Raw genomic sequence first — 16,308 nt, 5'->3', positions numbered from 1 at the left:
AAAAGAGGCGGAAATATTTAAGAAACCGCTTCTTTTTTATTTATTTGGAAGACATTTCAGAAAAATTGTTCGATAATCTGATCTTTTATACCAATGCTGGCTTTTATGAGCGATAGCGATTGATATTTTTTTAGCGAAGACTTGTACTGTGAACCTTTTATGCTGTCTTTTGAGAGAGATGAAGGGATTGATTGGCTTGGAGGAGTTTGTAGAAAAGCCCCAGATTGTTGAGCTGCGTGGGTTAAGAAGCCTCGTTTTTAAAGGTGCATTAACGATAAAAAATTTTTGTTCTTGATTTTTCTTAACATTGTGTTAAATAAAGTTTTGTATTCATTTTGGTGCTTCTAAAGCGTTTTTATTGCTTCTAGAGGGATTAATTTAAAATTTTGAAAGTTATGTGAATAATTTTCTGTAGAGGTTTGTTTATTAGAGGCAAACCTTTTTTTTTATCTAACGTTTAGATGTTTTCTCTCAGTGTGAAGCTTTTTTTTAGAAAAAGGTAAGCGGCTTGATGATGACTCTCTTATTTATTAATATATTGATTTATAATGATAAATAACCCTTTTAAAGTGAAGCGCGTTGCTGAATATAATAAAGTTGCTGAATATAATAAAGTTGCTCATCACCAGTTCTCTTATATTGAATCAATTAAAATTACTTGCTTGTATATCATAAGTGAGTGGGCCATGTGGGTCAAAACTGTACAAGAAAGGCATGCCTTTAATGAAGTGTCTCTTGAACCGAAGGCTGTCTGCAACATTGGGAGCTGGCAGAGTTTTTGTGATGATGCCGGCTTGTTCTTCTATAAGCGTAAACTTGTTTTTCCATAAGCGTAAAGATAGGGGGGGCTGAATGGATTTTATATCCTTCATGGGAGCTTACCATTCCTTTACGGGTAGCGTTTTGCAAAATGGGTGTGATGGAGCGTTGAGAGATCTTTCTTTAAAACAAGCGCGTGAATATGCAACACAAGTATATTCCTTTTGGCACGTTTTGTATTACGAAAAAATATTGACTTATAAGGATAAGTTATCGTTGCGGATGTTGAATGAGAAAAACGAAGAGCTTCTCTCATTTCAAACTTTCTTATAGTCAATTAATTAAATGTGCTCTTCTACGTTACAAAAAAGCACTGGGTGTAAATAAAAATTCTTTTAAAAGTCGTAAAATGCTTCTTATGACCCTTTTTGATCGTTAGAATTTTTCGAAAAATTTTATGCTGCTCAATACAATAATAGGGCGGTTTATATCTATGATTTAAGTGAAAATAGGGGGATTTAGATGAAAAGGGAGGCGAGTTTTTAATGACAGTTGTTGAAAACGTTATTGTGTAATGCATTTTTTACAGATTTTCTGCTTTCTGTAAATATGTAAAAGCGTAAAAACAGAAATGTGTAAAAAAGGAAGCTGGGATTTTATGTGGGGTGTATGATTTTATCATGGCATGGAATGTGGAGAGAAGATTGCGGTGTGGGGATGAAGAGTTTTATGAAGGGGGGAGAAGTTTGGATGAAGAGGTGGGTGCGTTGACGAGAGAGGAGAGAGGGTGTGGGGAAAGTTGTTTTTGAAGTGAGATTGACCGATGCTTTGCGTGATCTTACTTTAGGGTGGTGAAGGAGGGGCAAGAATATTTTAAAATAGGACGTATCTGTCGCGTTTGATGCAACATTATCCTTTGTGGTGTCGTGATCTGAAATCAGCAGGGGAATTCGCTAGAGTAAGAAGCTGTATTGTTGACAAACCTATGTTTACAAAGTGGTGCGAGGGAAATTTGAAAGTTTCGTTTGGCTGCTTTCTGTAAATGTGGAGAAGCGTAAAAACGGAAATGCGTAAAAAAGGAAAAGGCTTTATGTCGTTAGAGGCGTTGTGGTTAATGATACGCAATGTATAGGGATTGTGTTTTCGAAGGTAGGAAGAGCAACATAAATGGAAGGAGTGGCTTAGAGGAAGTGTGTGAAGAGAGGGAAAATGGGGAAGGCTGTATGGGAAATGCATAGAGTATGAAGTGTGGGGCAGTGAAGCATGTTGTGAATGGTGTGTGAAGAATGGAGAAGGTTTTTGAGAAAAGGAGGGGCTTCTGGCGTGGGGGAGTGGTGTTTATCTGAAGGGCGCATGTTTAAAGTGTGGAAGGTGAGGAAAAGTTGGAGAGAGGATGATTGTGAGTAAGTTTTGGAGGGATTAGTCAGAGGTGTTGGGAAAATGCTTTAGGGGAAAAAATTAGCATAATTTCTTGTCATACTGAAACCAAAATCATCATAAAAACTGAAGGAAATTAGCGGGTAAAACTGGTGGAAAAAAGTTTTGATTCTTAAGGGGTGGGGGGGCCGTTTTTTTGAGAGTATGGAAGAGTAAACTTGAAAAACCTTTCCCTTTTTGTGGAATTTTTATTCACAAACTTAAGAAAATAGGATATGAACGCTGGAAATAACGCGCAGCTTAACAAAATATGTGCACTGTAAAGGAAATGTTTGTTTATGTCAAAAGAAGAAGTTTTAGAATTTTCTGGTATCGTTACTGAACTCTTACCTAACGCGATGTTTCGTGTGAAACTGGAAAATGACCATGAAATTATTGCTCATACCGCTGGTAGAATGCGGAAAAATCGTATACGGGTGTTGGCCGGTGATAAAATCATGGTGGAAATGACACCTTATGATTTGACAAAAGGGCGTATTACATATCGCTATAAGTAGCATCGTGGGTGGCTTGCACTTTTTTCTAAAAGCTATCATATTATTTCTATTATTTTTTAACAGTTTTTTAGTTTGCTTTTCATGAGTGAAAAAAGGGGAGTGTTTGAAGAGCCTTGAAAAACTGTAAAATCGTTGCGGAAAAAGGATAAGGAGATCAATAGCGCTTAAAAGGGAGCGCTAAAGGGGCGCTTAAAAGGGGGCGCTAAAGGGGGTGAAGAGGGAAGTCGATTGTGAAGGGGTGGAAATGAGCAATATAAGAGAGTGGGGGAAAAAACGTTTGGCAGATACTCTTACAGAAGAAATTTATTTGGTGCTTGCCTCCGCTTCGCCACGGCGTTTGGCGCTCTTGGCACAAATAGGGATTGATCCCCAGCAGGTTTATGCAAGCGATATTGATGAAACGCCAAAATTAAAAGAACATCCTGCAAACCTTGCCAAACGTTTGGCAAAAGAAAAAGCGCTGAAAGCCCAAAAAATTTTGCGCTGGTACAGTCAGAATGGTCAAGACGAGTTGCAGAATGTTCCCCAAAAATTGTCTGCGCAGAAAATGATTATCTTGGCGGCTGATACGGTGGTGGCTGTTGGCCGGACCATTCTCCCCAAACCAGAAAGCGAGGATGAGGCTTATGAATGTTTACGATTCCTTTCTGGACGGGCGCATAAGGTCTATGGTGCCATTTGTGCGCTCAATGAACGTGGAAAAATAACCGTAAAATTGGTTGAAAGTCGTGTTCGTTTTAGACGCTTAACCTCTGCTATGATGAAGGCTTACCTTGCTTCAGGAGAATGGCAAGGCAAAGCGGGGGGCTACGCTATCCAAGGAAAAGCAGGGGCTTTTGTTGTTCATATCACGGGTTCTTATTCTAATGTTGTGGGATTGCCTTTGGCTGAAACAACCGATCTCTTGACCGCTTATCACTATCCACTTTTCACTCACTGGGCTGAACAAACGCATGAGAGAGATTGATTGGTCCGTAGAGCTAATGCAAGGTAAAAAACAACAAAAAGAAAATATGAAAACAAATAGAAGCAAAATTAATGAAGGAGCCAATGACAAAGGTGTCCCAAAAACAAAAAGAGCCTAATTTACAAAAAGAAACCTCTCATCGCCCACCACATCCTTGTCCTATTTGTGGTCAGATGTCACAAAAATCTTCTTATCCTTTTTGTTCCACACGCTGTCGAGCTATTGATCTTAATCGTTGGCTTTCAGGTGCTTATATCTTACCACCCCCACCACAAGTAAGTGATGAAGAAGAGTAAAGAAGAGGCATGTCTTTTGAGAAGCAAATGCTTAGAAAACGTTTTTGTGTGAAAGCTGAAGGGATGGGCGTTGTTTGTTCTAGCGGGGAGGTCTGAGTGAGATATTTTGCGTGTGGCGTTGGAGAGAAGCTTGAGTTTGAGAAGAGGAGGGATGAGGTTAAAGAAATATCTGAGCCTTTTTGTTTAGAGAATTGGGGAAAAGATTGAGTGGTGAGAAATAGGGAGCGGCTGAGGAGATAATGCTTAGTCTGGTTGTTTTGCTGCTGAGGGGATACGAGAAGATTGGCTGTTTTGAGTAGAAGACATTTAGGCATTTGAAGGCATTGGCGTTAAATGTAGTTTTAAATATTTTCTTTTTAGCTCTTCATAAATACCAACAAAAAACAGTAAATTGTCAGTCATATTAAATAAAAATTATCACTTGTTCAAATTGGATCTGTAATAAATACCTTTTTTGAGACAATTATCCTGAAAATCATAGAAGTAAAAAAATCTTCGTCAGTTACTTGAAAGAATGATATTTGTAATAATTGATTTTAGCTTTTCTATCGTATAACCTCAATTGCTCGGCGCCGTTTGATGACGTACAAGAAAATTTTCGGCGTTGTGAATGGCTGAAGAAAATGTGATGTTTCTCAAAAGATGGTCTACAGAGCCTTTACCTTAGTTGCTTTCTGGTTGCCGGTTTAGCGTCATTGATATAGACGCAGATTGGGATCAGTCAACGATGGATGTTTTAATACATATATATCCAAGACTTACCATTGGTGGTTTTGTTATCATTGATAATTATAAATTGCTTTGTTGCAGGAAGGTTGTTGGTGCCTTTAGGGTGTGAGGGAAAAATTGATAGTCCAATCAGTATTGCTAAGGAAAAAAAGAGGGGCACGTGTTTTGGTGCAAAGAGCTTGATCGCTGCGTAGACGACCAAAATTACACTTTAAGTGATAAAGTAATTTCAGAAGATTGGCAAGAAAAATGAAAAATTTTCTATTCTGTTATACCGTAAAACGGCGCTATTTGAAGGGGGAGTGAAGAGCTTGAATATTCATGATAGGGCTTTGATTTGTTGAGCCTGATGAAGTGCTGTCGTTTGAGGAGGGTAGTCTGAAGACTGTAAGGGGACTAGGCAAAAAGCTGGATTCATTTTCAGAGCAGTGTTTACAAAGCGGTGCGGGGTGGTGATGTGGAAATTTTATTTGTCTGATTTCTGTGAATATGTAAAAGCGTGAAAACGTATATCCGTAAAATAATGCGGAGGATTTGTACTGTGTGTATGCTTTTATCATGGCGTGGAATGTGGTGAGAGTAGGGGGATGCATTTGTGAATGGAGCGGGGAAGCTGGGATGAAAAGGGGTGTTAAGTGCATTTTCTGGAGAAGAGTATGTGGAGAATATTGGGAGGAAGGGCTTATTTGTCTTGTTTGATAACGCCTCTTTTGAGGGGTGGTGATAATTATATGAAGTGATCAGTAGTCCTTCCCTGGATAAGAAGCTGGATTGTTTACGGACCAGTGTTTATCGAGCGGTGTGGGGTGGTGAATCTTTCGTTGGCTGTTTTCTGTGAATGTGTAAAAGCGTAAAAATGTGAATCTGTAAAAGTGAAGTGGAGGATTTATGGATTTATGCATTGTGCGTGTTTTGGGGTTACGTTGGGCTTTTGTCTGGCATGGATGGGGTGAAATAAATGGGGGGGTGAAGAGACTGTGAATTGAGGAGGGAAGCTGGAATGAAGAGTGCTGTAAGTTGTAAGTGTGTGACGGGAAAGAAAAAGGGGGGCGTGGAATGGAGAGAGTGCCTATGGACAAAGGGAGGGCGTGGATAAGAGGCGGGGTGGTGTAAAGGATTGCGGTAAAGGATGGTGTGAGGGTGATAGAAGAGGGAGGTGAGGAGATAGAGAGGAAAGGGTGTGGGGTTTTGAGAGAAGGTGAAGGTGAAGAAAATGCCCTGAAAGTATGGTGATGAGGTGAGCTAAAGGGGACGATGGGATGAGAGCAGGGCTCGAAAAAATAACTGGGAAAGGGAGCCGTGGTGGGGAAATGAAAAAAACTTCCTCACCCCCATTTATTTTTAAAGGGGAGTGAGGGGCTTATCAAGAAGAAAAAAGTTAGTTTTTTTTCATAATTTTCCAAGTTTTTCCATCAGACATATACATAATCTTTTGGCCTGTGGTTATCTTTTGTGTGCCGTGAGTGGTGTGAAGCGTAGAACTAGAAGCCGCTAGATGATCTATAAAGATTGATTTCCACTTAAATGAAGCAGGAGATGGAAAAGAGATATTGGGTGCCCAAGAACGATCTTTTGAACGAATAACGACAAGCTCTTTTTGTTTCAAGATGTTAGAAATTGTTTCTGCAGACAGATCTTTCCCATTGGAAATGGGGACTTCTGGTTTAGCTGTAGGCGAGGCTAAACCTCCAAAGTCGCTTATACTTGTCATACAAAAAGTGAACGTACATGATGTTTGGATGAGGTCAGAATCTCGACACTTTCCTTGATTAGAAACTTTCAGAGTCCCTTCGTATAGCTTGTTTTGTTTTAAGCCATTAGGATCAAAAAAAATCGAACTTTGCGGACTTAAATCATAACAGGAGGAAAGATGTCTCTTCCAACGAGAATGGTCTTCAACAAAACTTGAAGATTTACGGAGTTTGCCAAATGTATTTGGTACTTCTATGGTCCCAATATTCACTTTTTTACCCGTTGTAAAATCGACTACTTTCGCTGTAACTAGATTCTCATTTTTTTCAACATATAATCGATATCTGCGTCCCATTTCCCATGGAAACTTGATTTCACATCGTACTCCTGAACCTTCCTGAGTAAAATGCTTACATGTATTACCCTTCCATCCCGTTGCATTCCAGATAGAAAAATGAATGGTACGGCCGCTCCTGTTGAAAAAACCAATTTGTCCACTTTTTCCGTTTTAGAATTCAAATTTATTTCCCCAGAAATAGATGGAGTTAGGCCCACCATCGTAGTTTACTTGCTGGGTGAAAACAAATAGATCAAATAATGCATTCTCAGGCCATTCATGCTCTATTGTAATAACTTTGCCGGCAAAGATGGCATAGCTTGGTTTACTTATCAGAAGGAATAAAAGTATTAAAATAACCTTTTTTACAGTATGGTACATACTCAAACTCCTTTATTTTGATAAAGACAGTATAAGTTTATAAATATTAAAGCTTATACTCAATGTTTTGTTAAGTAAAAAGAGAAAAAGTAATTTTGACTTTTACTCTAAACTATATGCTGTAAAGACTGCTTTGTTTTAAATGTTTTTGCGTGCTCCTTTTCTGCTGTTCAAATTTAAGTTTTAATGGTGGAGTTTGTGGGTGAGAGTTTAAAAAGGGGAGTGATGATGTGGGGTATAAGAAAAGTTGCGGTTTTTATTTAAAATGATAGCGTATTTTTTTTCTCCCTCTTGCTATGAGGCTTGTAGAAACCCATATTCTTTTTAGCACTACGGTTCTTCTTCATGCTGCTTTTTCCGCGGTGTTTTTTAGAGGCTGGATAATCCTTTCTGGATGTTTCTTTTGTGGAATATTGGAGAGGTTAAAGTGTGGTGATGGCTTGAGGTTTAAGGAAAAAAAATGAACTTGGAAAAATATAGCGAACGCGTACAGGGTTTTTTACAATCAGCACAAAATAGCGCTCTTGCTTCTGATCATCAGCAGTTTATGCCGGAGCATTTCCTGAAAGTGTTGTTAGACGATTCTCAAGGATTGGCTGCATCGCTTATCCAAAACGCTGGTGGTGATCTTACTCTTATTCAAAAGGCGCTAAAAGAAGCACTTGATGCTTTGCCTAAAGTGCAAGGGGGAAATGGACAGCTCTATCTTTCGCAGCCATTGGCAAAAGTTTTCGCGCTGGCTGAGGATATTGCGAAAAAAGCCGGTGATCAGTTTGTGACCGTGGAGCGCATGTTGCAAGCGCTGATCATGGAAAAGACCGCAAAAACAGCCGATATTTTAACAAGTGGAGGATTGACCCCGCAAGCGCTTAATCGGGCAATTAATGCGCTGCGGAAAGGAAAAACAGCAACAAGCCCCCATGCCGAAGGACAATATGATGCCTTGCAAAAATATGCCCGGGATCTCACAAAAGATGCACGCGAAGGAAAACTCGACCCTGTTATTGGACGAGAAGAAGAAATTCGACGCACTATTCAGGTGCTCTCACGGCGGACGAAAAATAATCCCGTGTTGATTGGTGAGCCTGGGGTGGGGAAAACAGCTATTGTGGAAGGGTTAGCTCTGCGCATTATCAATGGCGATGTCCCTGAAACTTTGCGGGATAAACAACTCTATGCGCTCGATATGGGAGCGCTTATCGCTGGTGCAAAATATCGTGGAGAATTCGAAGAACGTCTCAAAGCAGTGCTGGCAGAGGTGCAAGCCGAAAATGGACAAATTATCCTCTTTATTGATGAATTGCACAATCTTGTTGGAGCAGGAAAATCTGATGGTCCTATGGATGCGTCTAACTTGTTAAAGCCTGCTCTTGCACGCGGAGAACTCCATTGTGTGGGTGCTACTACGCTCGATGAATATCGAAAATATGTTGAAAAAGATGCTGCTTTGGCACGCCGCTTCCAGCCTGTCTTTGTACCTGAACCCTCTTTGGAAGATACTATTTCTATCTTGCGCGGTATTAAGGAAAAATATGAACAACATCACAAAGTGCGCTTGGCTGATAGTGCTTTAATTGCGGCCGCGCGTTTGTCTAACCGCTATATTACGGATCGCTTCTTGCCGGATAAAGCTATTGATCTTATCGATGAAGCGGCGGCACGTTTGCGTATGCAGGTCGATTCAAAGCCGGAAGAACTCGATGCTGTTGATCGGCGTATTTTACAGTTGAAGATCGAACGGGAAGCTTTGAAAACAGATGTCGAGCCAACAGCAAAAGAACGGTTGAAAAATGTGCAGGAGGAACTGAAAACATTGGAACAACAGTCCGCTGAGATGACAAGTGCTTGGCAGGCTGAGAAACAAAAATTAGGGCATGCTGCTGATTTGAAAAAACAACTCGAAGAAGCCCGTAATGCTTTGGCTATTGCACAGCGTGATGGACAATTCCAACGCGCTGGAGAACTGGCTTATAGTGTCATTCCTGAACTCGAAAAACAATTGAGTATCGCGGAAAATGATGACCAACAAAATCATCTCGTTGAAGAAACGGTTACAGCTGAACATGTGGCGCGGATTGTTTCGCGCTGGACCGGTATTCCTGTTGATCGAATGCTGGAGGCAGAACGGGAGGCGCTGTTGCGGATGGAAGATGAAATTAGCAAACGTGTGATTGGGCAGGGAGAGGCTGTTCAAGCTGTTTCTCGTGCTGTACGGCGTGCGCGTGCGGGGCTGCAAGATCCTAACCGTCCGCTGGGGTCTTTCATGTTCTTGGGACCTACGGGGGTGGGAAAAACCGAGTTAACCAAAGCTCTGGCCGCTTTTCTCTTTCAAGACCCAAATGCCATGTTGCGTATTGATATGTCGGAATATATGGAAAAGCATGCTGGGGCGCGGCTGATTGGGGCACCTCCTGGATATGTTGGATATGAAGAAGGGGGCGTGCTGACGGAGGCTGTACGTAGAAGACCTTACCAGGTCATTCTGTTTGACGAAATTGAAAAAGCACACCCTGATATTTTTAATCTCTTGTTGCAAGTGTTGGATGAGGGACGCTTGACGGATAGTCAAGGACGTACCGTTGACTTTCGAAATACCTTGCTGATTATGACTTCTAATCTTGGTGCTGAGTTTTTAACTGCTTTGCCTGAAGGGCAAGCAACAGATCAGGCAAAAAATGATGTTATGAATGTCGTCAAAGCCGCTTTCCGTCCTGAATTTTTAAACCGTATTGATGAGATTATTCTCTTTCAAAGGCTGCAACGTCAAGATATGGAAGCTATCGTCGATATTCAGATAGAACATTTGCAAAATCTACTCAATGAACGCAAAATAACTTTGCAAATCGAGCCAGAGGTGAGAAAATTTCTTGCCGATAAGGGCTATGATCCGCTCTATGGTGCTCGTCCGCTTAAACGGATTATTCAAAAAGAAATTCAAGATCCTCTCGCAGAGAAAATCTTGTTTGGAGAAATTCACGACGAGACAACGGTGAAAATTACAAAACAAGGAGATCGGTTGGAATTTTTGCCTGAAGATTAAGTTTGGAGAAATTCATGGTATAAAGGGCGGTGATAATCTTATTGTGCGATAAAACACCGCGCTTTGAGGCGTGCTGATTTAGAAAAATTCACTGTGAGACAGCGGTGTTTTATTGCAAAGCAAAGGGAGTAGCCGGTGTTTTTGCATATTAAATGAGCGTTCTCGAATATCGTAGGATTCTTTTCCTTCTGTTTGTCGTGAAAACTATTTTCTTGCAATGTTATAAGTGAAGTCACAAGCAGGATTGCTTTGTTGCTTTATTGCTTTGTGTGTAGAAGCGTTAAAGAGAAATGCCGTTTATCCACCGTAAAACATTGCTTTTTGAGGGGGCTGATCTGTGGCATGGGAATTTTAGACGAAGATATTTTGACGATGGATTGGAGTTTTGCTGTTTAAGCAAAAGGTGGAGGATGCGTAAAACGCGCTGCTCTCTCATTTTTTCGGTGATGTGCGTTTTTCTGCTTTAAAATTTTGCTAAAAGTTTTTTTAAACTGTTTGATTGATTGCACTCTTGTCGGTGGCTAATAGATGATGAAGCATGATTATCTGCACAATCAAGTTTGCTATTTTGCAGTTTTTTAATCAAGATAAAGGCTTAAAAAACAAGACCTCTAACTTGTTTTGGTTAAAATTTTTGCTATTCGTGTTACAAAGGCAAGTTTAAGTGGAAGGTGTATATTAAAAATACCATCTATATCTTAATTGATTTTACTTAACATTTACCAATAAACTATAATATGGTAAATATTAAGTAAAATAAAAAGATAATGAACTTTTTTCAAGGATTTTAATAAAAACTGTATTGGAATTTATTGATAAAAAGGATCATTTGAAATTTAAGCGGGGTAAAATTTAAATGGGGGGCATAATCTTATGAAATTAGCCACAAACAAGGAAATAATTAACAGCTGGTTTGCAGAGGATGTTAAGAGTTATAATCGGCGTATTCCAGAAAGCTTAAAGGATTTCTATGAGGATAGGAAAGATTCGTTAATAAGTGATGCTGAGCTTCAAAAGAAAATTTTGGACTCTTTAATACAAGATGTGTCGTTAACATCGGATGATTCCAATCCATTAAAGTTGTTTCTTGAACAAGGCTTTTCTTTTAGGGAGGAGCAAGGGGCGAGAGTTTTTGATACTATTAGAGGTGAGCATTCGATATCTGTTAAAAGTGGAGAAAGCGTTGATCAATTTAAAGTGAATGATCCAGAAATTGAAGCATCATCTATACCGGACAAACGAGAAGATCACTATACATTTCTAATGACGTGTGATCGAATAGAGCATGCTTTTAGAGAAGAGTATGGGCTGGACAATCTTTTAAAAGAGATCAGATCGTCTGTCCGAGAGCAGGATAATATTGAGAATTACAATTGGTTAGAAAAGCTTATTGATAGTGCATTAAATAGTGAAAATGCACCGTTACAAGAAACACAAGAAATCTACATTCCAGACATTCGTGATCATCGTTTAGATGAAAAATCATATGAGCTCGCTATAAAAATCATTCGACGAGCAGTCAACTGTCTTGGGGTTCCCTCACGTTTGTACAATGCTTGTTTTTTTCAAAAAGCTTGTTCTTTGCGTGATCTTGTATTCATTTTTGGCATAGATGCTCAATTTGACATAAATGATCAAGTTCTTAACGAAGTCATGGATATGTCGACAGTTTATGACGCTAAAAATAACCTTTTAAAAGTACAAAATTTTGGTGAGAAAAATAGCGATGTTATTGGTCTTGCTATGTCAAAAAAAGCGATATCTATCCATGACTTAAAAAGTACAGGGTATAGCGAGTTTGATCCAAGCAATTTGAGCACGAATATCTTTTTTCATATTTCGCAATCGTCATTATTTCGTCCGTTTGAAACAATGATTGTCTTTAAAGCAGGGACTGATGATCAGATTGAAAAAACAATAAAAAGGTACGAAGGCGCCAATGGCATGAAGTTAAAAGAAGAAGCAGAGAAAGAAGCTTTAAAAAGAGTGAAAGTGCTATAAAAAAGATTAATTGAGGCATTCAAAAGTCATTGGAAAATTATAAGTGACAACAAAAATGCAGCTGATTATCCTATTTGCCTTAAAACACTGCTCTCTGAAGGGGTGTGGTGTCTTGATCTGAATTTGATTTAAGGATGTTTTGTTGTTTGATATATTAACAAATAACGTTGATCGTTGTGCTTTTGCCTAATCAGAAATTAGCCACAAGATTGCTTTTTGTTTTTTCGGCTGGAGCTCTCTAAAGTTTCTCAACAGAGTGTGTTCTTTTTCGCTATAGGTTTCTTGATTGTGGTGTAAGAGGGTTTCTTTTGTGGGAAGATCTTCTTTTGTGGTAATGTCTGCATAAAAAAAGTTTACGGGAACTTCTCGTTTTTGAGCGATTTCCAGTAAACATTTGGCACTTACACGATTGAAGCCTTTTTCATATTTTTGGATTTGTTGGAAACTGACACCTAAATGGCTTCCTAATTCTTTTTGGGAAAGTCCCATGGAAATGCGTCTGTGACGGATTCTTTTGCCTATCAAAATGTCGATAAAATGTGGATTTTTAGTTGGCACTTCAAGCCCCCCTCCGGTTGCGAGCGCCCTCGCTTTGGTATTCCGGGAGTTAAAGGTACTGAATCCGAGTCAGCTTTTTGCTTTTAGTGCTGAGAAGCACCTGGACATAGCAAAATCTCCCGGAATTCCGGGACACCCGCAAAGTGGGATAAATTTATGTGTCAAGTCTTCGGGTTTTTAATCCCTCTTGATCGTTGCGTATACGACCAAAATTACATTTTAAGTGATAAAGTAATTTCAGAAGATTAGCAAGAAAAATCAAGAATTTTCTATTCTATTATGCCGTAAAACATTGCTCTTTGAAGGGGCTGTGGTGTGTTGGTTTGAATGTGACTTAAGGGGGATATGAATGGAATAATGTTGATTAGTGCGCTGTTGCTTAATCAGAAATTAACCACAAGATTGCTTTTTGTTTTTTCGCTTCGAGCTCTCTAAAGTTTCTCAACAGAGTGTGTTCTTTTTCGCTATAGGTTTCTTGATTGTGGTGTAAGAGGGTTTCTTTTGTGGGAAGATCTTCTTTTGTGGTAATGTCTGCATAAAAAAAGTTTACGGGAACTTCTCGTTTTTGAGCGATTTCCAGTAAACATTTGGCACTTACACGATTGAAGCCTTTTTCATATTTTTGGATTTGTTGGAAACTGACACCTAAATGGCTTCCTAATTCTTTTTGGGAAAGTCCCATGGAAATGCGTCTGTGACGGATTCTTTTGCCTATCAAAATGTCGATAAAATGTGGATTTTTAGTTGGCACTTCAAGCCCCCCTCCGGTTGCGAGCGCCCTCGCTTTGGTATTCCGGGAGTTAAAAACACTGACTTGACTCAGCTTTTTGCTTTTAGTGCCAAAGCACCTGGACATAGCAAAATCTCCCGGAATCCCGGGATACCCGCAAAGCGGGATAAATTTATGTGTCAAGTCTTCGGGTTTTTAATCCCTATTGATCGTTGCGTAGACGACCAAAATTACACTTTAAGTGATAAAGTAATTTCAGAAGCTTGGCAAGAAAAATCAAGAATTTTCTATTCTATTATGCCGTAAAACATTGCTCTTTTAGGGGGGAGTGAAGAGCTAGAATATTTGAGGGCAGGGCTTGATTTGTTGAGCTTTATGAAGTGTTGTCGTTTGAGGGGGGCGACTGAAGATTGTAAGGGGGTACTAGGCAAAAAGCTGCGTTCATTTATAGACTGTTGTTTATAGAGCGGTACGGGGTGGTGAACCTTTCCTTGGCTTCGTTCTGTAATAATGTAAAAGCGTAAAAATGTATATCCTTAAAAGTGAAACGGAGGACTTATAGATTTATATATTGTGCGTGTTTTTGGTCATGGTATGGAATGTGGTGCGAGGATTGGGGGAAGTGTCTTCGTGAATGGAAGTTGGGAGGAAGAGTGCTGTTAAGTTGTGAGAGTGTGATGGGAGAGAAAAAGGGGGGAATGGAGAATGAAGAAAGTGCGCATGGATAGGAGGAGAGTGTGGGTAATCCGGTGGTGCAAAGAGATGCGTGAAGGAGGGCGGTTTTGGAGATAGGGCTTGATTTGTTGAGCCTGACGAAGTGCTGTCGCTTGAGGAGTGGTTGGGTGCAAGCTTTATTTTGTGGGGAAAGCTGCTTTTTGAAGTGGGATTGTAGACTAGTGCTGGTTGGGAATTTTCATTCTTTGAGACGTGGGGTGGAGGTCAATGTAATAATATGGAAGATTGTGATCTAATAGTTTTTACATTCTTTCTTTTTTTAAAGATATTACTTGATATTAGAGTAAATGCTTATATCAATAGGAGTATTTCTTTAAAAATTTTCACTTAACTTATTAAGCGATTTATTAGAATAAAAGACTCTTCTGAAGTTCATATCACCAATTGTATTGAAGGAAGTGTAATTTTAAGTGTAGCTAAGTTTAACATCGGATGGTTGATATGAATTTGTTTTTAAAAAAGAGTCCATTAGCTCTTTTTTGCTCTCTCTTTATTTCTAAAGTTGGTGATTATGCTTATGAAGTTGTTTTTATTTTACTTGTCTTAGAATTAACAGATAACACCTTTTTTACAGGTCTTGTGTATTTTTTTCGATTTATCCCTTTTCTCTTTTTTGGCCCTATAGGAGGTTGGTTAGCGGATAATTTTTCTTTGAAGAAAAATATCATCTTAAGTGAAGTTGTTAGATTATTAGCTTCATTGTTTGTTTTTATAACTTATATAACAGGTACGGCACATATCATTGTTCTTATTTTTGCAGCAATATGTACAACGATAGGAAGAAGTATTTTCCAACCAAGTTTTCAAGCTGCTATTCCCAGAATGTTTTCAATAAAAGATCTTACAAAGGCCAATAGCATTGCTCAAATTATCATGGAAACTGCATCCGTCATTGGCCCTTTGGTTTGTTCCATACTGCTTTTTTTAGTAAATAAATCGGCAGTACTCATTTTTGATTTTTTTACCTATTTTATATCTATTATCGTGTTATTTAATCTCACGAATTTAAATTCAAATGAGAATAAATCATTCAATTTTATAAAAATTTATCGAGAAACAGCTTCATATCTTAAATATATTTCTACAGAACATAATAATTTATTTATTACGCTCGTTGGCTCGTCGTTTGCTATTCTCTTTACGGGTGCAATTTTAAGATTTTTAATTCCAGCTTTTGTTCTCTCTATAGGGGGAGAGGAAAACTTTGTTAGTTATATTTTTTCTCTCATGGCTGTTGGAACTATTGTTGGTGGTTTGTTATATAGTAAAATTATATTAAATATTACATCGTTGAAGCTCATGATATTTTGGCTTCTTTATGGGGTTATTCTGTTTGTTATGCCTTTAGCTGCTGGACTTTATTTAAAACTCCTTCTCGTGTTAGCATTTGTTTTAGGATTTATGGGTGCCTTTGTGGATATTGGTTTAGTCTCAGCTATTCAATTATATTCTCGTCGTGAAGATTTTGGTAAAAGTTTTGGAACCTTTTCAACTTTAGCGAACTCTGCGGAAGCAATCTCTGGCTTTATTGCTGGACTTTTGGCTCTCGTGGGATTGTTAAGCTCTTTTTTAGCTATGTCCGCATTAATTATTTCCACGGGAATTATTGGCGTTGTAAAAATTAAGAAAAATAAAGAGTTAACACCTCTTAACACGACAGTCGATGACGACCATTGATATATTTGATATCTCCATGCCTTTTCTTTTTTCTAAAGACGGTTCGCTAATTATCTTATTCATGAGATAAAAACACAGCTCTTTGAAGGGGGAATCTGAAATGAATGAGTGGTCAGTGGTGGAAACTTGCTAGGCAAGCATTTGAATTCTTTACAGACCGTTGTTTATAGAGTGGTACGGGGCGGTGAACCTTTCCTTGGCTTCGTTCTGTAATGATGTAAAAGCGTAAAAATGTGAATCTGTAAAAGTGAAGTGAAGGACTTATGGGTTCATATATTGTGCGTGTTTTTGGTCACTTTGGGCTTTTGGGGGCGTGGAATGTGGTGCGAGGATTGGGGGGAAGTGTCTTCGTGAATGGAGGGGAAATGAAGGGTGCTGTGCGTTGGTTTATGTAATGCAACACACCATGAAAGTAAGTATACATATACTATATGTATACTACATGCTTTACATGTGTTTTTTCGTACTTTTA

14 protein-coding genes are annotated in these 16,308 nt (G+C 39.0%); 10 read left to right on the top strand and 4 right to left on the bottom strand.

All coding sequences use genetic code 11. The annotated features are described in order from the left end of the window. Positions 1 to 548 precede the first annotated feature (548 nt). From ACFIMU_RS06445 to ACFIMU_RS06420, 6 genes are all read left to right on the top strand, one after another. Complete coding sequence (locus ACFIMU_RS06445; protein WP_375696906.1) at positions 549 to 830, top strand: hypothetical protein; 282 nt, start codon at positions 549 to 551, stop codon at positions 828 to 830. Between the two features lie 22 nt (positions 831 to 852). After that, positions 853 to 1,092, top strand: a complete 240-nt coding sequence (locus ACFIMU_RS06440) for a hypothetical protein (RefSeq protein WP_375696905.1) — start codon at positions 853 to 855, stop codon at positions 1,090 to 1,092. Positions 1,093 to 2,474: 1,382 nt separating this feature from the next. Further along, the gene (infA, locus tag ACFIMU_RS06435; RefSeq protein ID WP_004857577.1) at positions 2,475 to 2,693 is read left to right on the top strand and encodes a translation initiation factor IF-1; all 219 of its coding nucleotides are present in this window, start codon (positions 2,475 to 2,477) and stop codon (positions 2,691 to 2,693) included. A gap of 244 nt (positions 2,694 to 2,937) precedes the next feature. Then, a complete protein-coding gene (locus ACFIMU_RS06430) occupies positions 2,938 to 3,660 on the top strand; it encodes a Maf family nucleotide pyrophosphatase (RefSeq protein WP_375614711.1) in 723 nt (240 codons plus the stop codon). An 83-nt stretch (positions 3,661 to 3,743) separates the two neighbouring features. Further along, a complete protein-coding gene (gene yacG, locus ACFIMU_RS06425) occupies positions 3,744 to 3,956 on the top strand; it encodes a DNA gyrase inhibitor YacG (protein ID WP_375607039.1) in 213 nt (70 codons plus the stop codon). A 667-nt stretch (positions 3,957 to 4,623) separates the two neighbouring features. Beyond that, complete coding sequence (locus tag ACFIMU_RS06420; RefSeq protein WP_375607038.1) at positions 4,624 to 4,794, top strand: TylF/MycF/NovP-related O-methyltransferase; 171 nt, start codon at positions 4,624 to 4,626, stop codon at positions 4,792 to 4,794. A gap of 1,269 nt (positions 4,795 to 6,063) precedes the next feature. Here ACFIMU_RS06420 and ACFIMU_RS06415 read toward each other — a convergent pair. Both ACFIMU_RS06415 and ACFIMU_RS06410 read right to left on the bottom strand, forming a co-directional pair. Next, positions 6,064 to 6,837, bottom strand: coding sequence for a DUF3472 domain-containing protein (locus ACFIMU_RS06415; protein ID WP_375696925.1), 774 nt, complete (start codon positions 6,835 to 6,837; stop codon positions 6,064 to 6,066). Between the two features lie 48 nt (positions 6,838 to 6,885). Then, positions 6,886 to 7,095 carry a hypothetical protein gene (locus ACFIMU_RS06410; RefSeq protein WP_375696904.1) on the bottom strand — a complete coding sequence of 70 codons (210 nt, stop codon included), beginning with the start codon at positions 7,093 to 7,095 and terminating at the stop codon, positions 6,886 to 6,888. A 460-nt stretch (positions 7,096 to 7,555) separates the two neighbouring features. Between ACFIMU_RS06410 and clpB the strand changes: the two genes are divergently transcribed. Continuing rightward, positions 7,556 to 10,135 carry an ATP-dependent chaperone ClpB gene (gene clpB, locus ACFIMU_RS06405; RefSeq protein WP_375607035.1) on the top strand — a complete coding sequence of 860 codons (2,580 nt, stop codon included), beginning with the start codon at positions 7,556 to 7,558 and terminating at the stop codon, positions 10,133 to 10,135. Between the two features lie 873 nt (positions 10,136 to 11,008). Beyond that, complete coding sequence (locus tag ACFIMU_RS06400; protein WP_375607034.1) at positions 11,009 to 12,136, top strand: hypothetical protein; 1,128 nt, start codon at positions 11,009 to 11,011, stop codon at positions 12,134 to 12,136. A 186-nt stretch (positions 12,137 to 12,322) separates the two neighbouring features. Here the strand turns inward: ACFIMU_RS06400 and ACFIMU_RS06395 are convergent, their stop codons facing one another. Continuing rightward, positions 12,323 to 12,694, bottom strand: coding sequence for a helix-turn-helix domain-containing protein (locus ACFIMU_RS06395; RefSeq protein ID WP_375607090.1), 372 nt, complete (start codon positions 12,692 to 12,694; stop codon positions 12,323 to 12,325). 379 nt (positions 12,695 to 13,073) lie between these two features. Further along, entirely contained in the window at positions 13,074 to 13,445 is a 372-nt protein-coding gene (locus tag ACFIMU_RS06390) for a helix-turn-helix domain-containing protein (protein WP_375696924.1), read from the bottom strand. A 1,155-nt stretch (positions 13,446 to 14,600) separates the two neighbouring features. Here ACFIMU_RS06390 and ACFIMU_RS06385 point away from each other — a divergent pair. Together ACFIMU_RS06385 and ACFIMU_RS06380 are read left to right on the top strand one after the other, a co-directional pair. Continuing rightward, positions 14,601 to 15,836 (top strand): MFS transporter, encoded by a 1,236-nt coding sequence (locus tag ACFIMU_RS06385; RefSeq protein ID WP_375607032.1) that lies wholly within the window; start codon positions 14,601 to 14,603, stop codon positions 15,834 to 15,836. Positions 15,837 to 16,099: 263 nt separating this feature from the next. Continuing rightward, positions 16,100 to 16,231: a hypothetical protein gene (locus tag ACFIMU_RS06380; RefSeq protein ID WP_375607031.1), complete on the top strand. Its 132-nt coding sequence runs from the start codon at positions 16,100 to 16,102 to the stop codon at positions 16,229 to 16,231. Positions 16,232 to 16,308: the final 77 nt, after the last annotated feature.

The sequence above is a fragment of the Bartonella sp. AC70YNML genome, assembly GCF_042196545.1.
Taxonomy (GTDB): domain Bacteria; phylum Pseudomonadota; class Alphaproteobacteria; order Rhizobiales; family Rhizobiaceae; genus Bartonella.
This window is presented reverse-complemented; position numbering and strand designations above follow the sequence as displayed.

Excerpts from the sequence above, each read along its gene's own strand:
- clpB (WP_375607035.1), top strand. The coding sequence starts at position 7,556 with ATGAACTTGGAAAAATATAGCGAACGCGTACAGGGTTTTTTACAATCA.
- ACFIMU_RS06445 (WP_375696906.1), top strand. The coding sequence starts at position 549 with ATGATAAATAACCCTTTTAAAGTGAAGCGCGTTGCTGAATATAATAAA.
- ACFIMU_RS06410 (WP_375696904.1), bottom strand. The coding sequence starts at position 7,095 with ATGTACCATACTGTAAAAAAGGTTATTTTAATACTTTTATTCCTTCTG.
- ACFIMU_RS06385 (WP_375607032.1), top strand. The coding sequence starts at position 14,601 with ATGAATTTGTTTTTAAAAAAGAGTCCATTAGCTCTTTTTTGCTCTCTC.
- infA (WP_004857577.1), top strand. The coding sequence starts at position 2,475 with ATGTCAAAAGAAGAAGTTTTAGAATTTTCTGGTATCGTTACTGAACTC.
- ACFIMU_RS06380 (WP_375607031.1), top strand. The coding sequence starts at position 16,100 with ATGGGTTCATATATTGTGCGTGTTTTTGGTCACTTTGGGCTTTTGGGG.
- ACFIMU_RS06400 (WP_375607034.1), top strand. The coding sequence starts at position 11,009 with ATGAAATTAGCCACAAACAAGGAAATAATTAACAGCTGGTTTGCAGAG.
- ACFIMU_RS06440 (WP_375696905.1), top strand. The coding sequence starts at position 853 with ATGGATTTTATATCCTTCATGGGAGCTTACCATTCCTTTACGGGTAGC.
- yacG (WP_375607039.1), top strand. The coding sequence starts at position 3,744 with ATGACAAAGGTGTCCCAAAAACAAAAAGAGCCTAATTTACAAAAAGAA.
- ACFIMU_RS06430 (WP_375614711.1), top strand. The coding sequence starts at position 2,938 with ATGAGCAATATAAGAGAGTGGGGGAAAAAACGTTTGGCAGATACTCTT.